The following is a 17854-nucleotide window of genomic DNA, read 5'->3' on the forward strand; positions in this document are numbered from 1 at the left end:
AGCAGCGTAGGAACCTCGACCGTTTCGACGCGGCGTGTCGCTTCGTCCGGCACGGGCGGCTCGGCAGCGGCCAGGGGCGCGGGTTCCGCCTCGGCAGACTGGATGCGATATTCCAATATCTGATCCGGTTCGAACTTATCGAGCTGCAAATACCAGCGCGCCGCCTCGACGAAAAATTCCTCCGGGGCCAAACCGACCAGCTCGCTGTACGCCACAGCGACGCCATAACGCGCCGCTTCACGCCGGATCATCTCGACCACGCGATATACCGGGGTCTTCTGGTAGTGGGTCAGGTTCATTGACACCTGCGCCTGCCCTTCCACCAGGAACCCCGCCGCCTTGACGAAGCGCAGCCCGCCGCCCGAATGGCGCACCGCGCGCGCGATGCTGGCCGCAATCTCGACCTTGCTGGTGTTGAGATAAACGTTGAATGCCACCAGGGGCGGACGCGCGCCGATCACCGACGCGCCCGCCGATCCGAGCGCTGCCGGGCCAAAGTCGGGCAACCGATCCGGATCGGTCCCGATCACGTCACGAAGCTGCTCGTACTGGAACTTGGCGCTGCGCAGATCGGCCAGATTCTCACGATCGGGGCGCGTAGCGGCGGCTTCGTACAGGTAGACCGGAATGCCCAACTGCTCCCCGACCGCCTGCCCTAACCGCTGCGCGATCGCAACGCATTCGGCCATCGTCACGTCACGGATGGGCACGAAGGGGATCACGTCCGACGCCCCCAGCCGGGGATGCTCACCGCTGTGCTGTGCCAGATCGATGTGCTCGGACGCAGTTTTGATTCCGGCGAACGCGGCCCGCTCGACCGCTTCCGGCGTACCCACGAAGGTCACCACCGTGCGGTTGTGATCGCGGTCGCTGCTGGTATCGAGCACATGGATCGGCGCGGCCTGCTGCATGGCCGTCACAATCGCTGTGATGACCTCCGCGCGCCGTCCCTCGCTGAAGTTCGGAATACATTCCACCAGTGGTCGTGACATGGTATGCGGCGTAATCACCCGCCGGGTGAACGCCTGCCCCCTTTCTCGTGCGCCTGAATGTCCCAAAAACGTCTAAATTGCTACCCCACGCCCCATCCTTTGTCAAATGCGGCTCGCGTGAACCGCGCTGCATCGCACCAAGCTAAATTATGACAGGCAGCGGGCGATTTGCCCCGTACGCCTACCCTACACGACGCTGCCGCTGCCGGACAGTCATCCCGCGTTTGGGCGCCGATCCGCCATCGCGTTTGCGCAGTTATGCCTGCCTGCTTATAATTTTAAATCTCTCCTTGCAGTGTTCGGTGGGGCCAGCTCAATAATGTCTGTCGTAGATGACGTAAAAGCCCGCCTCGACATTGTTGACGTGGTATCGGGATATACCAACCTGCACAAAGCGGGCCGGAACTATAAAGCGCTGTGCCCCTTCCACCAGGAACGTACCCCGTCTTTCATCGTCTTTCCAGATACCCAAACCTGGCGTTGTTTCGGCGCGTGTGGTGAAGGCGGCGACATCTTCAGCTTCGTCATGAAGGCTGAAGGCTGGGACTTCCCCGAAACGCTGCGCATCCTGGCCGAACGGGCCGGGGTCGAGCTTCAGCCGTTCACGCCCCAGCAAATCGAGCGTCAGGAAGCCAACGACCGGCTGCTGGGCCTGCTCAACGAAGCGGCCCATTTTTTCCATACGCAGCTTCTCGAATCGCGTGCGGCGCAGGGTGCGCGTGACTATGTCGCCCGGCGCGGCCTGAACGCGGAGACGGTCGAGGCGTTCAACATCGGCTACGCGCCCGACGACTGGCGGCAGGCCCTCCAGCACCTGCAAATGCTGGGCTACACGCAGGACGAAGTTGTCGAAGCGGGCGTTGCGATCCTGAATGAAGAAAAGGGCAGCATCTACGACCGCTTCCGCCACCGTTTGATGATCCCAATCCGGGACGAACGCGGGCGCACGGTCGGTTTTGGCGCGCGCGGCCTGGACAAAGACGCCGTTCCCAAGTACCTCAACTCGCCCCAGGGGCCGCTGTTCGACAAAAGCCGCCTGCTCTACGGGCTGGACATGGCTCGCCGCGCGATCCGCGAGACGGAAACGGTCGTCGTGGTCGAAGGCTACATGGACGCGATCCAGGCGCATCAGGCGGGCTTTCACAATGTCGTCGCGCAGATGGGCACCGCGCTGACCGAAGACCAACTCCGGCAGCTCGACAAGTACGCCACGCGCCTGATCCTGGCGCTGGACCCCGACGCAGCTGGGGCAAACGCCACGCTGCGCGGGCTGGATGTCGCGCGACAGACGCTCGAAGATGACGAAGCGGTGACGTTTGATCCGCGCGGGATCATGCGTTACACTGGCACGGTAAACATGGATTTACGCGTGGTCACGCTGCCAGACGGACTTGACCCCGACGACCTGATCCGCGAAAATCCGGGGGCGTGGGAGCAGCTGATTGAACGAGCGGTGCCGGTAGCAGTGTATGTTATCGAGCAAGGCACTGCCCACCTAAACAGCCAATCCTCGTACTATGAGCGGGAAGCCGCCGCGCGCAAATTGTTACCTCTCCTGACCGCGACAGAAAGCGACTTCCAGCGCAACGTCAATATCCAGGCGCTGGCACGGCGCGTCCGCATCGACGAGCGCACTTTGATCGAGTGGACTCAGCGCCGGCGGGTCTCGAAGACGCGCACGGCTCCTTCTATCCGCCAACAGCGTCGCCTTGCTGACCGGCCCCCGGACCGCACTCCGGCAGTGGGTGGTGCGCCCGGCCAGTCGGCTTTTTGGGAAGGCTTCTGCCTGTACCACTTGCTCCAACAGCCCGAGCAGCTTTTCGCCGCCAATCGAAAACTGCGCGAGCTTCAGGGTGGGGATGACGCGCTCGCCGAAGCGCTGAGACCTCTGGGACCAGAAGATTTCACCCAGCCCGAATACCAGATCATCTTCAAGTACCTGGACACATCGCTTTACCAGGACGAAGATGATCCGCTGGACTACCTGTACCGTCATCTGCCGCCCGAGCTTATTCCTGTCGTCAACGAGTTGGAGGCATCGCCCCTGGATCGCCTGGAACAAGGGTTATCAGGGTCGCTGCGAACAGAGCTACAATCTGTGCTGCGCGAACAGGCGCGCTTAAGCATGACGCCGGATCTCAATGCCGATCACCTGATCCAGGAAGCGCTGACACTGCGGCACAGCCGCATCGAGCGCGAATTGAACGAACTATACTTTTTGCAAGAGGACGCTTTAGCGCAGGGGGACAACTTGACAGAATGGGATTATCAAGCCACAGTTGAGGCGAATCGACGTGCCCGGGAGCGCATTGCAAAGGCTCTTCACCAGATGAAGCATTTTGCCCGCAACGTGTAGCCAGTGACTTTCTGGCGAGCGGCGCAGTGAAAGCGCCAGAATCCATGGCCCGAAACCTGAACAAAAAGCGCGACGAAGATACCACGGCTGCTGTCGAGCAGTTGGTTGCCAAAGGGCGTCGAACCAAGCAGATCGACGAGAGCGAAATCTTGGCCCTGTTCGAAGATCCGGACAGCGACCAGGCCCAGGCTGTATTTGAGCAGTTAGAAGAGCTGGGAGTTGAGATAATTAGCGACAACCACGATTCCGATTTCAACATCGACGCCGACGAGCTGGACGTAGACGACGCCGACATGGATGTGCATGATCTTGAAGGCCACGAAACCGAGCTGGACATCGCTCGCATCGAAGCTGCAACCCTGGCCGACGATCCTGTGCGCATGTATCTTAAGGAAATCGGTCAGGTTCAGTTGTTGGACTCCGACCGCGAAACCTGGCTGTCATCCCAAATTGCCGCCTGCAACCTGCTCACCGATACCACTCAAAAGCTGACTCACGAATGCGAGGCGACCGGTCGCCCGGCCCCCGATTCGTGTGATCTGTTGATTTCAATCTACAGCTACCTGCTGTCTCACTGGCAGCATGTCATTGACAGCACCGCCAAAAGCAAAGTTGAGGCCCCCTCGATCGAAAAGATCATCGTTGAGGCCCAGCATTTGCGCCGGAGCTGGAGCGGCTCCGAACCGTCATACGTCCGGCTCTATCTCGAACAGGGAGACTGGGGCCGCGACGACGCATGGAACAAGCTCGCCTATCACCTGTTCGAGGTGTTCCAGTCCGCCTGCCTCATCCCCATGACGCTGCAAATGCGTCTGCTCAACGGTTGCAAGGCCAATAACGAGTGGGCTTCTCAGGCGACTTTCGAGAGCTGGCTGGCCGCCGACAGGGTACACCTCAACGAACAGATCGCGGACGAGCACGACGAAGTGTACGAGCGTGGTCCCCAGGCCGCTGAAGCCCTCACACGGGCGAATCTGCGGCTGGTGGTCAGTGTCGCCAAGCGTTACATGGGGCGCGGCATCAACTTCCTGGATTTGATCCAGGAGGGCAACATCGGTCTGCTGCGCGCCGTAGAGAAGTTCGATCACACCAAGGGTTTCAAATTCAGCACCTACGCGACGTGGTGGATTCGCCAGGCGATCAGCCGCGCGATTGCCGACCAGGCGCGCACCATCCGCATTCCGGTACACATGGTCGAGACGATCAACCGCTTGATGCGCATCCAGCGCGATCTGATCCAGGAACTCGGCTCCGAACCGACTGCCGAACAAATCGCGATCGAAATGGAGTTTTTGGAGCCAGCCGAGATCAAAGCCATCCGCGAGACGTGGGGCCAGGACGAAAAGCTCGACCCGGCGCTGTCACGCAAGCTGCGCCGTGCGGCCAACAAGGTCCGGCGGATTCTACGCATCGCGCAGGAGCCGATGTCGCTGGAAATGCCCGTCGGCCAGGAAGACTCCAGCCTGCTGGGGGACTTCATCGAGGACGACAAGATCCTTGGCCCGGTGGATGCCGCCGCGCGGCAGCTGCTCAAAGAGCAGATCCGGGGTGCGCTGTCGGTGCTGAACGCCCGCGAGCGCGAAGTGCTCGAAATGCGCTTTGGCCTGACGGACGGGCAGGAACATACACTTGAAGAAGTAGGCCGTCACTTTGGCGTCACGCGCGAGCGCATCCGCCAGATTGAGGCCAAGGCGCTGCGTAAACTGCGCCACCCCAACCGCAGCCACCCGCTGCGCGATTACCTGGAGCTTTAAGCAGCAGTAAGCAGCAGGGCTCAGGCAGCCTGTTATGCCTCTAAAAATGTTAACCTACTGTCCCGTTTGTGGTGAACCTCTCGCCCACCGGTCCGCTGGCGGGCGAGAGCGTCTATTTTGTCCCTCGTGCGGTTACGTCCATTATCAAAACCCCGTGCCGTCCGTTGGCCTTGTGATCGAGATGGACGGTGGCCTGATCCTGGTCAAACGCGGCGGCAGCGTCAAGACCGGCCAGTGGGCCTTCCCTTCCGGCTACATCGAAGAGGATGAAAGCGTCGAAGAAGCCGCCGTGCGCGAAAGCCGCGAGGAAACGGGGCTGGATGTCGAGCTGATCGACCTGCTGGGCGTCTACTCGTTTCCCGAAGGCCCACCATCCAGTGGCATCATCGTCTTCTACCGCGCCCGGCCCGTCGGCGGCACGCTCTGCGCCGGAGACGACGCCCAGGAAGCGCGTGTTTTTGCGCCCGACGATGTGCCCGACATGCCCTTCCGCACGCACCGTCAGGTCTTGCAGCGCTGGCGTATCCTTCTGCACCAGCGGCAGATTGCGCGGGAGTCAAACGAGCTGTTTTACATCCGTCAGGCGGAGCCAGCCGACGCCCCCGTGATCCTCGAACTGCTCAAGCTGGTGGATGCCAACCACGATTTGAGCGAGGAAGAATGTCAGGCGGTGATGTTGCGCTTTGCCGAGCGCCAGACGATCAGCGTGTTTGTCGCGGAAACGACGGGCACGCCGCACGACACGATCGGCTTTGTCGCGCTCTCGCTGATGCAAACGCTGACGGGTGCGCGCGGCTGGATCGATGACATGGCGGTGGCCGTCGGGTATCGCGGCGAAGGCGTGGGCGCGGCCCTGCTCGAAGCGGCGATGCGGCACGCCAACCGGCTCAACCTCACGCACCTGTACGTCAACACCGGGCGCGGGAACGAAGCAACGCGCGCCTTTTATCAGGCCGCCGGGTTCCTGGACGGGGCCATCTCCTATCTGCGTATTCGCTGATCACGTCCACCCGCTTCCGCGTATAACTTACCAAAGCGTAATCGGCCCGCACGATGGGAGTGAACGGATGAAGCTGCGCACCCTCACCCTGGGAGCAATCCTGATTGCAGCGCTGGCGGCCTGCCAGAAAGCTGAAACCGCCTCTACGCCCACCCCAAACCAGGAAAGCATCCAGGCGGCGGGCACCCTGTTCGCCCAACCGACCCGCCCCCCACGCACCACGCCCACCTCGACCCCGCAGAGCGATATCGAGCTTGAGCTAAGCCGCACCACTGCCGGAATGGAAGAGGCGGTGCTGGCCGGAGATTTCGACCGGTACATGAGCTACGTGTGGCCGGACGATCCCGTGTTCTACCAGGAACAAACCGCCTGGGCGCGAGACTGGGAAGCACACCCGTTGGGCCACTTTGAAGTCAACCTGTCGCGCATTGACACGCCCGATCCCAACATGGCGACTGCGCGCACGACGATCCTGTGGACGCAGGAGGACGCCTCGCGCAGTGGATCGTCTGGCGGAACGACCATCACCGCGGTGTTCCGGCGCGCCGAGGACCGGTGGCTGTATGCGGGCGCGCAGTGGGAAACGCTGGAAACGGACGGATTCGAGCTTCAATTCTTCGAAACGCCGCTCTACGATAACCGCCATCAGGCCGAGATCCTGCTTGCAGAACTGCCCGGCGTGTATACGCGCATCACGCGCGAGCTGGACTACACGCCGGATACTCCGGCCCAGCTCAAACTTTACGACAGCGCCGCCACGCTGCAAACCGTGACCCGCATATCGATGTCCGGCCTGTCGCAGTGGGTCGCCCCCGGTGAAGCGATCAAAATGACGCTGGGCGTCTACAACACCGCGCCGGAAACGGCAGAAGCGGCACGCGAATATACGCGTTACGTGCTGTACGCGATGGCCGGAGGCACGCAAGAGCCATATCCCTGGTGGCTCGAACAGGGCATGGGCGAATACGGCGCGTCCCTGTTCCGCACGCTCAGCCAGCGCACCCGCGTGCTGGAACGCGTCGCGGCGGTTGCCGGGGGCACGAGCACGTCGTCAAGCAGCCTCCTCCCCTGGGATACGCTGGTTACCGTACCCGCGTTGAGCAGCACGCAGCGCCAGTTTGCCATCGACCAGTCTTATACGCTGGTGCTGTATGTCCGCGAAGTCCACGGCGCGGACGCGCTCAACGCGTGGCTGAAAGCGATCGCGGGTGGCGCGGCAGTCGAAGACGCAACGCAAGACACGCTCGGTACGAGCGTCGATGAACTCGACGCTGCATGGCGCGAATGGCTTCCACAGCAGATCAACTAACTTTCCCCTCCCTCAGCAGGCGGTGTTGAGGGAGGCGCAGAACAAATCTCCACTTTTGCGCGGCAAGATGCTACAATAAGCGTCGATCCGCTGCCGCACAATATAGAGTAATCATGACCGAACGGCTTTATTACACCGACTCGTATACCATCTCGTTTCAGGCCCAGATCGTCAAACGCACGACGATCGACGACGCTCCGGCAGTCGTGCTGGATCGAAGCTACTTCTATCCCACCAGTGGCGGCCAGCCCAACGACACCGGCCAGATCAACGGCGTGCCCGTGGTCGATGTCGCCATCCGGGAGGCCGACGGCGTTGTGCTGCACATCCTGAACGGTGACCTGCCGCTCGGCCCGGCGCACGCCCAGATCGATTGGGCGCGCCGCTTCGACCACATGCAGCACCACACCGGCCAGCATATCCTCTCGCAGGCGTTCATCGAGCTGCTGGAAGCCGAAACCGTCGGCTTTCATATGAGTCCCGACAGCATCACGATCGATCTGAATACGCTCCCGCCCGACGCGGCACAGGTTGCCGCCGTGGAGGATCGCGCCAACGCGATCCTGGCGGAAAACCGGCCCGTGCGCGTGCTGTTTCCCACCGAGCAGGAGATCCCGGCGCTGCACCTGCGCAAGATCCCGCCCGTCGAGGGGCGGCTGCGCGTCGTAGACATCGGCGGCTACGACCGCACGGCCTGTGGGGGCACACATGTCGCCCATACCGGCGAAGTGGGCATGATCAAGATTCTGCGTATCGACCGGCGCGGCGAGACGTCGCGGGTCGAATTCCGCTGCGGGCAGCGGGCGCTGCTGGATTACCGGCAGAAAAACGCGCTGATGAACCAGCTTGCGGCGGAAATGACCGTGGGTTTCTGGGAAGTCCCTGCGGCGTTGGAGCGGCTGCGCGCGGAAGCGCAGGACCTCCGGCGCGAAGTCCGTGCACTGCGGTCGGCAGTGCTCGAACAGGAAGCGGCGGCAGTCTGGCAAGCCGCCGAGCGCCCGAATGGCTATGCGCTCATTGTGAAAGCATTCGCGGACCGTGACGCGGGGGAAGTGCGCCAGTTCGTCCAACTGCTCGTCGCGCACCCGGCGACGGTTGCGTTGTGCGGGTTGGCCGGAGATAAGGCCCAAATTCTCGCCGCACGATCGGACGATTTGCCTTTTGATATGGTTCCCATCCTCAAGCGAGGGCTGGCCGCGCTGGGCGTCGATCGCGGCGGCGGGCGGCCTTCTTTTGCCCAGGGCGGCGGGACGTCTGCCTCTGTGGCGGATGTCGAAAACGCGCTGCAAAACGCGCTGCAAGCGCTCCAGTAGAACGAAGGATAGCAACGTGCACGTACTGGCCCCTGATGTTTTTGTCGAAACCAACTTCCGGCGTGTGACCGTTGGAGCCATCCTGACCGGTGATGGCTTCGTCCTGATCGACACACCACCCTTCCCCGACGATGCCCAAGCGTGGCGCGAAACCCTGGCCGACCTATCGGACAAGCCCGTCATCGCCATTATCAACACCGACTGCCACCGCGACCGGATTTTGGGGAACTGTTGGTTTCACTCCCGCGTGGTCGTCGCGCACGAAGATACCATCGCGCACGCCCAGCAGCTTCCGCCCAACCTCATCGATGCCGGGGCGGAAACTTTCAGCCCGTATCCCATGGATCGAGGGGCGCTGACCGGTGTACGAGTGCGCCTGCCTTCAGTCGGCTTCACGCAGCGCATGCAGCTTCGCTACGGCCAGCATGAAATTTCGCTGCTGTCGATGGCGGGCCCGACGACGGGCAACCTCTGGGTCCACCTGCCAGATCACCGCATCCTCTTCACGGGCGACAGCATCCTGACCGGCCAGCATCCCTACATCACCGGAGCCTGTACGAAAAACTGGCTCGACAACCTGACCGCGCTGCGTCGCGCCCGCTTCCCCGCCGATTACATTGTGCCGGGGCGCGGTGAGCCGACGACGAAGGAAGCCACCGAATCCGTATCGAACTACTTGCGGCTGGCACGCCGCCGTGTATACAGCCTCTACCGCCTGGGACGCCCGCGCGCCGATACTTCGACGCTCGTCGCGGAACTGATGGAGATGTTCCCATTCCCCGAAACCGAAAGCGAACGCATCCAGCGCCGGATCAAGCTGGGGCTGGACCGGATCTACGAAGAATTCCGCCTGAGCGAGAAGACCAACGACGGGGCGGGCAAACCCTGACGACGCCTTATGAGACTGTTGGCGGAACAACGAGAGAGCACATTACGACAGGGTCAATAAGAACGCAAAAAGCGCCAAAACGGCTTATCGTTTTGGCTTGTTTTATGTTATACTGCATCCAATTGTATGGACCGCTATAATACAACCATAGTCCCCGCACCCCACTCGGGCTCAGGTGGACCTGGGCACCGGGAACGGCACCCGGTTGGCTGTGAACCGCTCGCAGGATACTATGCCAGACGCGACCATTTTGTTCGTAGAAGATAACGAAGATCTGCGGAAAAACGCCGCTCTGGTCCTGGAACTCGAAGGCTATGACGTGCGCCTGGCCTCGGATGGGCTGGAAGCACTGACGATGCTCTCGGAGGGACTTCAGCCGCACCTGATCGTCAGCGACATCATGATGCCGCGCATGGACGGTTACCAGCTGTTCCAGGCCGTGCAGCAGGAACCGCAGCTTCGCGGCGTGCCGTTCATCTTTTTGACGGCGCGCGGATCGCGTCAGGACATCACAACGGGCAAACAGCTTGGCGTCGATGATTATCTGGTCAAGCCGTTCGATCCCGAAGACTTTTTGATCGCCATCGAAAACAAGCTGCGCCGCACCGAGGCCATGCGCGCGGACGCCGTGCAGCAGCTAGACGAAGCGCGGCAGGTCCTCGTGCAGCTGCTTTCCCACGAGCTGCGCACGCCCCTCACCTACGTCACCGGAGGATTCGCGCTGCTGGCCGAGGAGCTGGACGAGGCGAAAAGCGGGACCAACCAGCGCGACATTGACGTCAGCCTCAGCCTCATTCAAAGCGGCACGCAGCGCCTGAACCGTCTGGCCGAGCAGATGGTGCTCTATTCGCAGATCATCAGCGGCTATGTCAGGGCACAGGTGGTTGATCTGGGCGAGCCTGTCGAACTGGACAGCCTGCTTTATGACGCGCTGACGACCTACCGCAAACTGGCCAAAGAGCGCGAGATCATCTTCAGGCAATCCTCGTCGAGCGACTCACCGCTGCTGGTCGTTGGTCTGCGCGACTTACTGGTCAACGCGATCAGCGAAATCCTGCTCAACGCGATCCAATACTCACCGCGCGGCGTAGAAGTCGCCCTTGACATCTTCGAGGACGCCGAATTTGCCGCGCTGCGCATCACGGACTGGGGACCCGGTATTCCGCCCGAAGATCAGGCCGGGATCTGGGACGTACTGATCCAGTCCAAGCGCGACGAAAACGAGCAGCAGGGTGCGGGCATGGGACTGCCTATCGCGCGCGGTATCATTACCGCTCACCAGGGCACGGTAGAACTGGTCAGCGAGTTAGGCGTGGGCACGAGCATCACGATCCGCCTCCCGCGCATCCTATCCCCCGACGATACACTGCCGCTGTCCTAAAAACCCAGGGTCGCGCCTCCATCTACGAGCAGCGTCTGGCCGCGAATCATGAACGCATCCGGCGAGCACAAAAAGGTCACTGCCGAAGCGATGTCCTCCGGCGTCACGATCTGCTGCGCCGGAGTGCGCTCCAGGGCATAGCGGAACCGCTCCTCGAAATGCTCCCGCATATTCGGAAAATGTTTCAGCGCATCGGTTTCGACCATGCCTGCCGAGACGGCATTGACCACGATCTGCATCGGGGCCAGCTCCACCGCCAGATAACGCGTCACGGCTTCCAGCGCCGCCTTTGACGCCCCCACCACGACGTATTCCGGCAGCACCCGCACCGATCCCACGCTCGACACGTTGACGATCGCCCCGCCGCCGCGCGCCTGCAGCTGCGGCGCAGCCCGCTGCGCGAGGAACAGCGCCGCGCGCGCGTTGATGTTCAGCGTCCAGTCCCAGCCCTTGACGCGCTGCTCCATGACCGGGCGGTTATAGCCGGAGGCGGCGTTGTGCACCAGAATATCCAGCCCGCCCAACTGCGCGACCGTCTCGTCTACCAACCGCTCAATATCCTCCTGCACACCTACATCAGCGCGGACGACGAGCGCGCGGCGGCCCAGCGCTTCGACTTCGGCGGCGGTTTCCTCTGCGGGCGCGCGGTTGCGGAAGTAGTTGATCACCACATCCGCACCCTCCCCTGCAAAACGCAGCGCAATCGCTTTGCCAATGCCGCGTCCGCTGCCGGTAACCAGCACAACTTTGCCGTCAAAACGCCTGGGAGTGTCCATAGCCGGTCCTTTGTTCGATCGCTGCCGGAAGCACAGCGAAACTGTCGATGTTGAAGGGGTGCTATGAGACTACAACACTAGAGGGGCGGTAAAGGCGCGATTTCGATGTGGTCCAGGGCGAGCCACTGCGGGTCGGGCGGGGTCAGACAGCCGAACTTGAAGCGGCCCTGCGGCGTCACGACCGCATACTGGTTATCCATCCACGCGATAAATCCCAGCGGGCCGCGCGGCGCGGACGGAGTCACCAGCACCGTCTGCCCATTCACGCGGAAAATCACCGATGACGACTGCCATTCCAGTTCGTACGTGTGCGGCTCGTCCAGATCCACGGGCAGCAGGGCTTCCGCAGCGCCCAGCGCCCACTGCGCGACCGGCCACAGGCGGCGATACAGAGCAGGCACGCGCATCAACAGAAAACCCAGCGGCGCGAACGGAGCCAGCGCCAGAAACGCGGGGCGGCTGGCGTCGAGCACGGCAGCTTTCCAGCCCCAGCCGGGTACGCCTTGCGCCAGGGCCATATCGTTCGGCTGCGATCCGAAGAAGAACCACGCCGCGCGCGGCAAGCGCGGCAGCATCCGCACGGACGCCACGAACGGCTGGTTCCAGAACCCAAACCCCGCCGTGCCTTTGATTTCACCTTTGGGATGCGACGCCCAGGCTCGCACCGTCATACGCAGCGGGGGACGCCAGGGATAATCGCGCCGCGCCAGCCCGGCGTAGTCGGTGATCTGCGCGTCGCTGTACTGCGCGGCACTCGCGCCATCGATCGCGCAGCGCAGCGCCCCATCGACGAGATCGAGCGTTCCACGCCCGGCGGTCCACGGCGACCAGCGCTCGCGCCAGCGTGCGTCTTCAAATGTCTCACGCACCGGTTCGCTCATGCGCCCTGCTCCGCCAGCAGCGACTCCAGTCCCAGCCGCACCCCGGCATTTTCCCGAAAGTGAATCGCGTGCATTCCCACGACCCGCGCACCATCGATGTTCGCCGGAGCATCGTCCACGAACACGCTCTCCTCCGGCGCGACGTGCAGCGCGGCCAACACCGACTCGTAAGCACGCGGATTGGGCTTCATCACGCCGAGGCTTGCGGAAATAACGATCTCGTCGAACAGCGGCTCGATGCCCAGCGCACGGATCTTTTCCGCCAGTTGGGGCCGGTCGTTGCTAAGGATCGCCGTCTGCAAGCCACGCTCGTGGCGCAGCCCACGCACGAGATCCATCAGCTCCGTATTGAGACGGTCGCCGCTGAAGTAATCGCGCGCAAAATCGGGGATCTGTTCCGGCGGCAGGCCCAACGCCCCCGCAACCGCGTCCCAGTAGGCCGCATCGTCCAGGCGACCCAACTGCGCCTGAATCCAGGCCTCGCTGCCGTGCACGGCCCGCTCCGCGCTGCCGGGCGGCAGGTTCAGCCGCCGGTCCCAAGCGAGGCGCGGGCTGTAATCCTCGGTTCGTACGATGACGCCGCCAAAGTCAAGAATGAGCGCTTTAATCATTACTCAATTTGTGTTAAAGTCTGCCTAAGCAAAGTCAGGGATAATCCAATCAAGCTCAAACGCTTTCATACTATAACACAAGGGTGATTCAGGCAGCAGAACCTGTATGACATCGACCGCAGATAACGTACCGGCACGCAGCACAGACCAGCACGCGCTCCGCTTCTATGAGCGCTGGTGGATTCTGGCTAACGCGATGACGGACGGTCTGCTCTACCATCTGTGGCGCGCCATTTACCGCTTCAGCAAACAGGGCCTCAGAGAAGCTGCCGCCCTCTCCTATTACGCCATCTTCTCGCTGTTCCCGCTGATCCTGCTGCTGCTGATCATCATCGGCACGGTGTTCGGCCCCGCCGCCGCGCATAACCAGATCAACGACGTGCTCCGGCTGTTTTTGCCCGCGTCTACGTCCAACTTCATTCAAGACAACATCGCCGAAGCGCTCAAGCAGCGCAGCGGCTTTGGAATCGTAGCGGCGATCACCCTCACGTGGTCGGCACTGGGACTGTTTTCGGGTCTGTCGTCGGCGCTCAGCCGGACCTTCCGCGACACGAACCCGCGCAATACGTGGCAGCAGCGTGTGTTCGGCATGGTGATCGTGGTGTCGTTGGGGGCGCTGCTGTTGGCGTCGCTGGCGACCTCGGTGATCTTCGGCCTGCTGGACCTGCTGATGTTTTATAACTCGTCGTCATGGCTGACGATGGGGGCGCTGATCGTGCCGCTCAGCCTCAGCGTGGCGATCTTCGGCTTCCTGTACCGCTTCGTACCGCGCCGCCGCGTGCGCTGGGACGCGATCTGGGTCGCGGCGTTCGTGGCCGGATCGACCTGGGAAGTCGCCAAGCGGTTGTTTGCGTGGTATCTGGATAATTTCGCATCCTACAACGCCGTCTACGGCCCTGTGGCGACGCTGATCATCACGATGCTGTGGATTTACCTCACGGCGATCATCGTGCTGCTGGGCGCGGAGATTTGCGTCTCGCTGGACGACTGGATGAGCAAGAAGTCGGTGCAGAACCTGTCGTTCCACGCCGACCCCTCGCGTGAGTTGTTGTGATCCTGGCGCGGGATCATTCCCGCACCAGGACGTAGACTAATCCTTCCAAATTCGGGTCGTACGAGGCCTGGCTGCACCCGTTCGTGCGCAGGCAAACCCGCAGCCCTACTTTGTCGAACAGGTCTTCCATGTCTTCCGCCGAGGGCCACCACGCGCGCCGCCAGTACTCTGCGCGACGGTGCTCCGGTCCGAAGACGACCGTCTGCGCTTCGTAGAAACGCTCGCGCCGGTCGAAGCGGTAGCGGTAGATCGCCGCGCCGCCGTCCCATTCGTCCCACTGCTGCGAGCGGTTCGGCAGTTCGTGCTGCCAGTCGCTCGCGCCGAGCAGGACGCGCCCGCCGGGCCGTACCAGGGCCGCGACGTTCTCCAGCGCCTGCCGGGCCTGTTCCCGGCTGGAAAACCACGTCAGCAGATTGCCGCAAAACTGAGCGACCGCGTCGAACGAGCCGCGCAGCGGCAGGTTCATAACGTTGGCTTCCACCCAGTTCACGGCCAATCCATGCCGCCGCGCGTTGTAGCGCGCGACCGCGAGCAAGTCTCTCGACAGGTCCAGTCCGGTCACGTTCAGGCCATACGCGGCGAGCGGCAGGCTGTGACGCCCCCACCCGCAGCCCAGGTCCAGCACCCGGTCACCGGGGTGGAGACGGAGCGCGCGTACTGCAAACTGGACCTCATGTTCCGTATTCTCTGCCCATGCGCCTGGCGAGCCGCCGGACATCATCCGGCGCGCCCACTCTGCCGCCACCTGGCGGGACCAAGCACTATTCGCCTTGTCGAACGTTACGTTCGTTGTCGTCAGCGTTAACGTACTCACGGCGACGAGTTCCTTTCGTCGGCATCACGGGCAAGCTGTGCAGCGGCCTAACCGTTGCGTTTCAGCTTTCCCGTGCGCTTCGTATAACGCTCCGCGCGCTGGAACAGGTAGACGCCCAGCGGGAGCATCACAATGCCCATTAAGAGTAAAGGCCACACGTAATGAGTCGGAGCGGCGGTGGATTGATCCGGGAGCAGCGCCGCGCGCATGCCTTCCAGAACGTACGTCGCAGGCGACAGCCGCGACAGTGCCTGGAGCCAGTCTGGCAACACGCTCACCGGGTAATACACGCCCGAAACCAGCAAGAACAACGCCTGCACGATGTTGGTCATCTGCGCGCCGCGTTCCGGATACAGCAGGGGCAAAATCGATGCCACCACGCCGATCCCCACGAACGACACGCTGCCTACCAGCAAGATACCCGCCGCGCTCAGGAAATCCGCACCGACAAAGTGCAGATCGAAGAACGACGACACCACGACGCCAATCACCACCGTGAACAGAAAACTGTACAGCACGGCGAACAGCGTCTGGCCGATCATCTGGTTGAAGCGCCGGACGGGAGCCATAAAGGTGTACTCGATGGTCCCTTCCCACCGCTCCCAGGCGATCATCTCGCTCACGTTGTTAAAAATGCCGGATAAAAAGTGCCACACCAACGTACCCACCAGCAGGTACGTGATCAGGAAGTTCGTATCAAGGGACTGCTGGCCCGTGATCGTGCTCGCGCCCGCGCCGATGAACGTCACCGAAAGGGCGTTGGCGATGGAGTAAAACAGCCAGACCACTTCCCAACCCCAGTAGCGCTTGACGAGGTTGAAGTTCCGCGCCACAAACGCATACGACTGTCGTGCTTCGATTTGGATGTTCTGGATCATCGTCGCTGTCCTCCTTAGCCCTGAGCCGCTTCCAGCTCGAGATCGTCGATGTCATCCTTCTGGACGAGGTCTTTCCCCGTCAGCTCCATGAACACGTCTTCGAGCGTCGGCTCGTGCCCGTTGCGGCGCACCATACGCTTCAGCCCGGCGGGCGTGTCCATTGCGACGATCTTGCCGTCGTCCAGAATGGCGATCCGGTCGCACAGCGCGTCGGCCTCGTTCATGTCGTGCGTGGTGATGAGGATCGTCGCGTCGTGTACGTCGCGCAGCTCGTTCACAAACGTCTGCACTTCCATCTTCGAGCGCGGATCGAGGCCGGTCGTCGGCTCGTCCAGCAGCAGCAGGATCGGCTGGGTCAGGAAAGCCCGCGCGATGGCGACCTTCTGCTGCATACCGCGGCTCATGTCTTCCATCGGGCTGGTATAGGTGTCCTTACGCAGGCCCAACCGGCCCAGGATCTCTTGTGCTTTCACGTCGGCTTCCTTGCCTGACACGCCGTACAACCGCGCGCCGTAGAGCAAGTTTTCCTTCGGACTCAGCTTCTTGAAGAACGCCGCCTCAACCGACACGCGGTTGATCAGGCGTTTCACCTGCATCTCGTGATCGACCACATCCAGACCAAACACGTTGATCGTGCCCTCGTCGGGCAGCAGCAGCGTGGAGAGCAGCCGGATCAACGTGGACTTGCCGGAGCCGTTCGGCCCCAACACGCCGAAGATCTCGCGCCGCTGGACCTCGAAAGACACGTGGTCCACTGCTGTGGTGATCTGCTTGCCACGCCGGGCTTTGAGCGCGTCACCGTTCGTCGCGTCGCCGTTGGAGTCGTTTTTCCCGGTGCGGAATAACTGTCGCCACCAGGGGGTCGCCGCCACGTGGAAGCGCTTCACGACATCGTTCACGACGAGCGCGGGAACCGACGGGGCAATCTGGTTGCTCATGGTTTCTAATCCTTCTCTGGTCACGTCGAGAACGTGCTCTGCATACTGACCGTGTTCCACTGCATTTCATCCTTGTGCTTCAAAACAAAAAGCCGCGAGCTTGTGCCCACGGCTTGGCAGTATTCCACGCAGGGAAATAAAAAGGCCGTGGGCTTGCGCCCACGGCCATGAACCTCATCGAAGGTTACCTAATGGCGAGTAGGCGCAATACGACAAGGATCAGCTCCGATGCCGTCAAAACGATGTGCCAAAACTTTGGTGGTATACATTGCCATTTCGCGCCTTCTCCTTTCATAGGCTGATGGCAGTATAGCATGGCGGGCAAGCGCGTGTCAAGCATCCATAGCGCCCAAAACGGAATCATCCGACCAATGCAGTTTTTTCCCGGCACGATGCGCGTATAATGAAGAAACATAGAAGCAAAAAGGAGCGCGCCATGTCCGCAGACTTCGACGCCATCTTCGATCGCCTCAAGGCCCTACTCACCCGCCATGCCCCAGATCTTGTCGTCGTGCACGACGCACCCGGCAACTACTATCTCGATACGACCGTTAAGGGTCCCAACAAAAAGCCGCTGTTCTTCGGCGCGGTGCAGATCAAGAAAAACTACGTCAGCTATCACCTGATGCCCATCTACATGTACCCGGACCTGCTCGACGGCCATTCCGAGGAGCTGAAAAAGCGCATGCAGGGCAAGTCGTGCTTCAACTTCAAGAATGTGGACGAGCCGCTGCTGGCCGAGCTTTCGACACTCACCGAGCAGGCGTACGACTGGCTGGCGCGCGAGCACCTGTCCGGGCGTTAGACCGGCCTCAACCCTGATCGGTTGCGCCGAGATCGCGGATCGCGGGCAGCCCGGCCAGCGAGGTCGCGGCCCGCACCGCGCGCCGGATCGCGGCGGCGACTGC

15 protein-coding genes and 3 pseudogenes are annotated in these 17854 nt (G+C 62.0%); 11 read left to right on the forward strand and 7 right to left on the reverse strand.

The window, feature by feature from the left end; translation table 11 throughout:
- The coding region (gene ftcD / locus V7116_RS20645) for a glutamate formimidoyltransferase (RefSeq protein ID WP_324393868.1) at positions 1–992 on the reverse strand (992 nt) is incomplete at its 3' end.
- A 319-nt stretch (positions 993–1311) separates the two neighbouring features.
- Here ftcD and dnaG point away from each other — a divergent pair.
- The 9 genes and pseudogenes from dnaG to V7116_RS20680 all read left to right on the forward strand — a co-directional run bounded on the left by dnaG (position 1312) and on the right by V7116_RS20680 (position 10994).
- Complete coding sequence (dnaG, locus tag V7116_RS20650; protein ID WP_324393869.1) at positions 1312–3348, forward strand: DNA primase; 2037 nt, start codon at positions 1312–1314, stop codon at positions 3346–3348.
- Between the two features lie 44 nt (positions 3349–3392).
- Positions 3393–3791, forward strand: a pseudogene (locus V7116_RS25895) (RNA polymerase sigma factor region1.1 domain-containing protein); the annotation flags it as partial.
- A gap of 432 nt (positions 3792–4223) precedes the next feature.
- Positions 4224–5102, forward strand: a pseudogene (gene rpoD, locus V7116_RS25900) (RNA polymerase sigma factor RpoD); the annotation flags it as partial.
- A gap of 46 nt (positions 5103–5148) precedes the next feature.
- Positions 5149–5238 (forward strand): annotated as a pseudogene (locus V7116_RS25905) (zinc ribbon domain-containing protein); the annotation flags it as partial.
- Positions 5239–5256: 18 nt separating this feature from the next.
- Positions 5257–6102, forward strand: a complete 846-nt coding sequence (locus V7116_RS20660) for a GNAT family N-acetyltransferase (protein WP_324393871.1) — start codon at positions 5257–5259, stop codon at positions 6100–6102.
- A gap of 67 nt (positions 6103–6169) precedes the next feature.
- Entirely contained in the window at positions 6170–7411 is a 1242-nt protein-coding gene (locus V7116_RS20665; protein ID WP_324393872.1) for a peptidase MA family metallohydrolase, read from the forward strand.
- A gap of 113 nt (positions 7412–7524) precedes the next feature.
- Positions 7525–8724 (forward strand): alanyl-tRNA editing protein, encoded by a 1200-nt coding sequence (locus V7116_RS20670; RefSeq protein WP_324393873.1) that lies wholly within the window; start codon positions 7525–7527, stop codon positions 8722–8724.
- A gap of 16 nt (positions 8725–8740) precedes the next feature.
- Complete coding sequence (locus V7116_RS20675) at positions 8741–9613, forward strand: MBL fold metallo-hydrolase (protein WP_324393874.1); 873 nt, start codon at positions 8741–8743, stop codon at positions 9611–9613.
- Positions 9614–9845: 232 nt separating this feature from the next.
- The gene (locus V7116_RS20680) at positions 9846–10994 is read left to right on the forward strand and encodes a hybrid sensor histidine kinase/response regulator (RefSeq protein ID WP_324393875.1); all 1149 of its coding nucleotides are present in this window, start codon (positions 9846–9848) and stop codon (positions 10992–10994) included.
- On the opposite strand, the gene fabL is transcribed toward V7116_RS20680, so the two are convergent.
- The 3 genes from fabL to V7116_RS20695 form a co-directional block, all read right to left on the reverse strand.
- The gene (fabL, locus tag V7116_RS20685; protein WP_324393876.1) at positions 10991–11770 is read right to left on the reverse strand and encodes an enoyl-[acyl-carrier-protein] reductase FabL; all 780 of its coding nucleotides are present in this window, start codon (positions 11768–11770) and stop codon (positions 10991–10993) included. The two genes, V7116_RS20680 and fabL, sit on opposite strands and share 4 nt — an antisense overlap.
- Before the next feature lie 77 nt (positions 11771–11847).
- Positions 11848–12651, reverse strand: coding sequence for a hypothetical protein (locus V7116_RS20690; protein ID WP_324393877.1), 804 nt, complete (start codon positions 12649–12651; stop codon positions 11848–11850).
- Entirely contained in the window at positions 12648–13262 is a 615-nt protein-coding gene (locus tag V7116_RS20695) for an HAD family hydrolase (protein WP_324393878.1), read from the reverse strand. Before V7116_RS20695 ends, V7116_RS20690 begins: the two co-directional genes overlap by 4 nt.
- 106 nt (positions 13263–13368) lie before the next feature.
- Here V7116_RS20695 and V7116_RS20700 point away from each other — a divergent pair, with 106 nt between their 5' ends.
- Positions 13369–14316, forward strand: a complete 948-nt coding sequence (locus V7116_RS20700; RefSeq protein ID WP_324393879.1) for a YihY/virulence factor BrkB family protein — start codon at positions 13369–13371, stop codon at positions 14314–14316.
- Between the two features lie 13 nt (positions 14317–14329).
- Here the strand turns inward: V7116_RS20700 and V7116_RS20705 are convergent, their stop codons facing one another.
- Genes V7116_RS20705 through V7116_RS20715 form a run of 3 tightly spaced genes read right to left on the reverse strand, consistent with a single transcriptional unit; the run spans position 14330 to position 16946 of the window.
- On the reverse strand, positions 14330–15130 hold the full coding sequence (locus V7116_RS20705) for a class I SAM-dependent methyltransferase (protein ID WP_324393880.1): 801 nt from the start codon (positions 15128–15130) through the stop codon (positions 14330–14332).
- A gap of 47 nt (positions 15131–15177) precedes the next feature.
- Positions 15178–16008 (reverse strand): ABC transporter permease, encoded by an 831-nt coding sequence (locus V7116_RS20710; RefSeq protein ID WP_324393881.1) that lies wholly within the window; start codon positions 16006–16008, stop codon positions 15178–15180.
- A gap of 14 nt (positions 16009–16022) precedes the next feature.
- Complete coding sequence (locus tag V7116_RS20715; protein ID WP_324393882.1) at positions 16023–16946, reverse strand: ABC transporter ATP-binding protein; 924 nt, start codon at positions 16944–16946, stop codon at positions 16023–16025.
- A 436-nt stretch (positions 16947–17382) separates the two neighbouring features.
- On the opposite strand from V7116_RS20715, the gene V7116_RS20720 reads away from it, so the two are divergent.
- A complete protein-coding gene (locus V7116_RS20720) occupies positions 17383–17751 on the forward strand; it encodes a hypothetical protein (RefSeq protein ID WP_324393883.1) in 369 nt (122 codons plus the stop codon).
- Positions 17752–17854: the final 103 nt, after the last annotated feature.

It is taken from the genome of Aggregatilinea sp., assembly GCF_036822615.1.
Classification (GTDB): domain Bacteria; phylum Chloroflexota; class Anaerolineae; order Aggregatilineales; family Aggregatilineaceae; genus Aggregatilinea.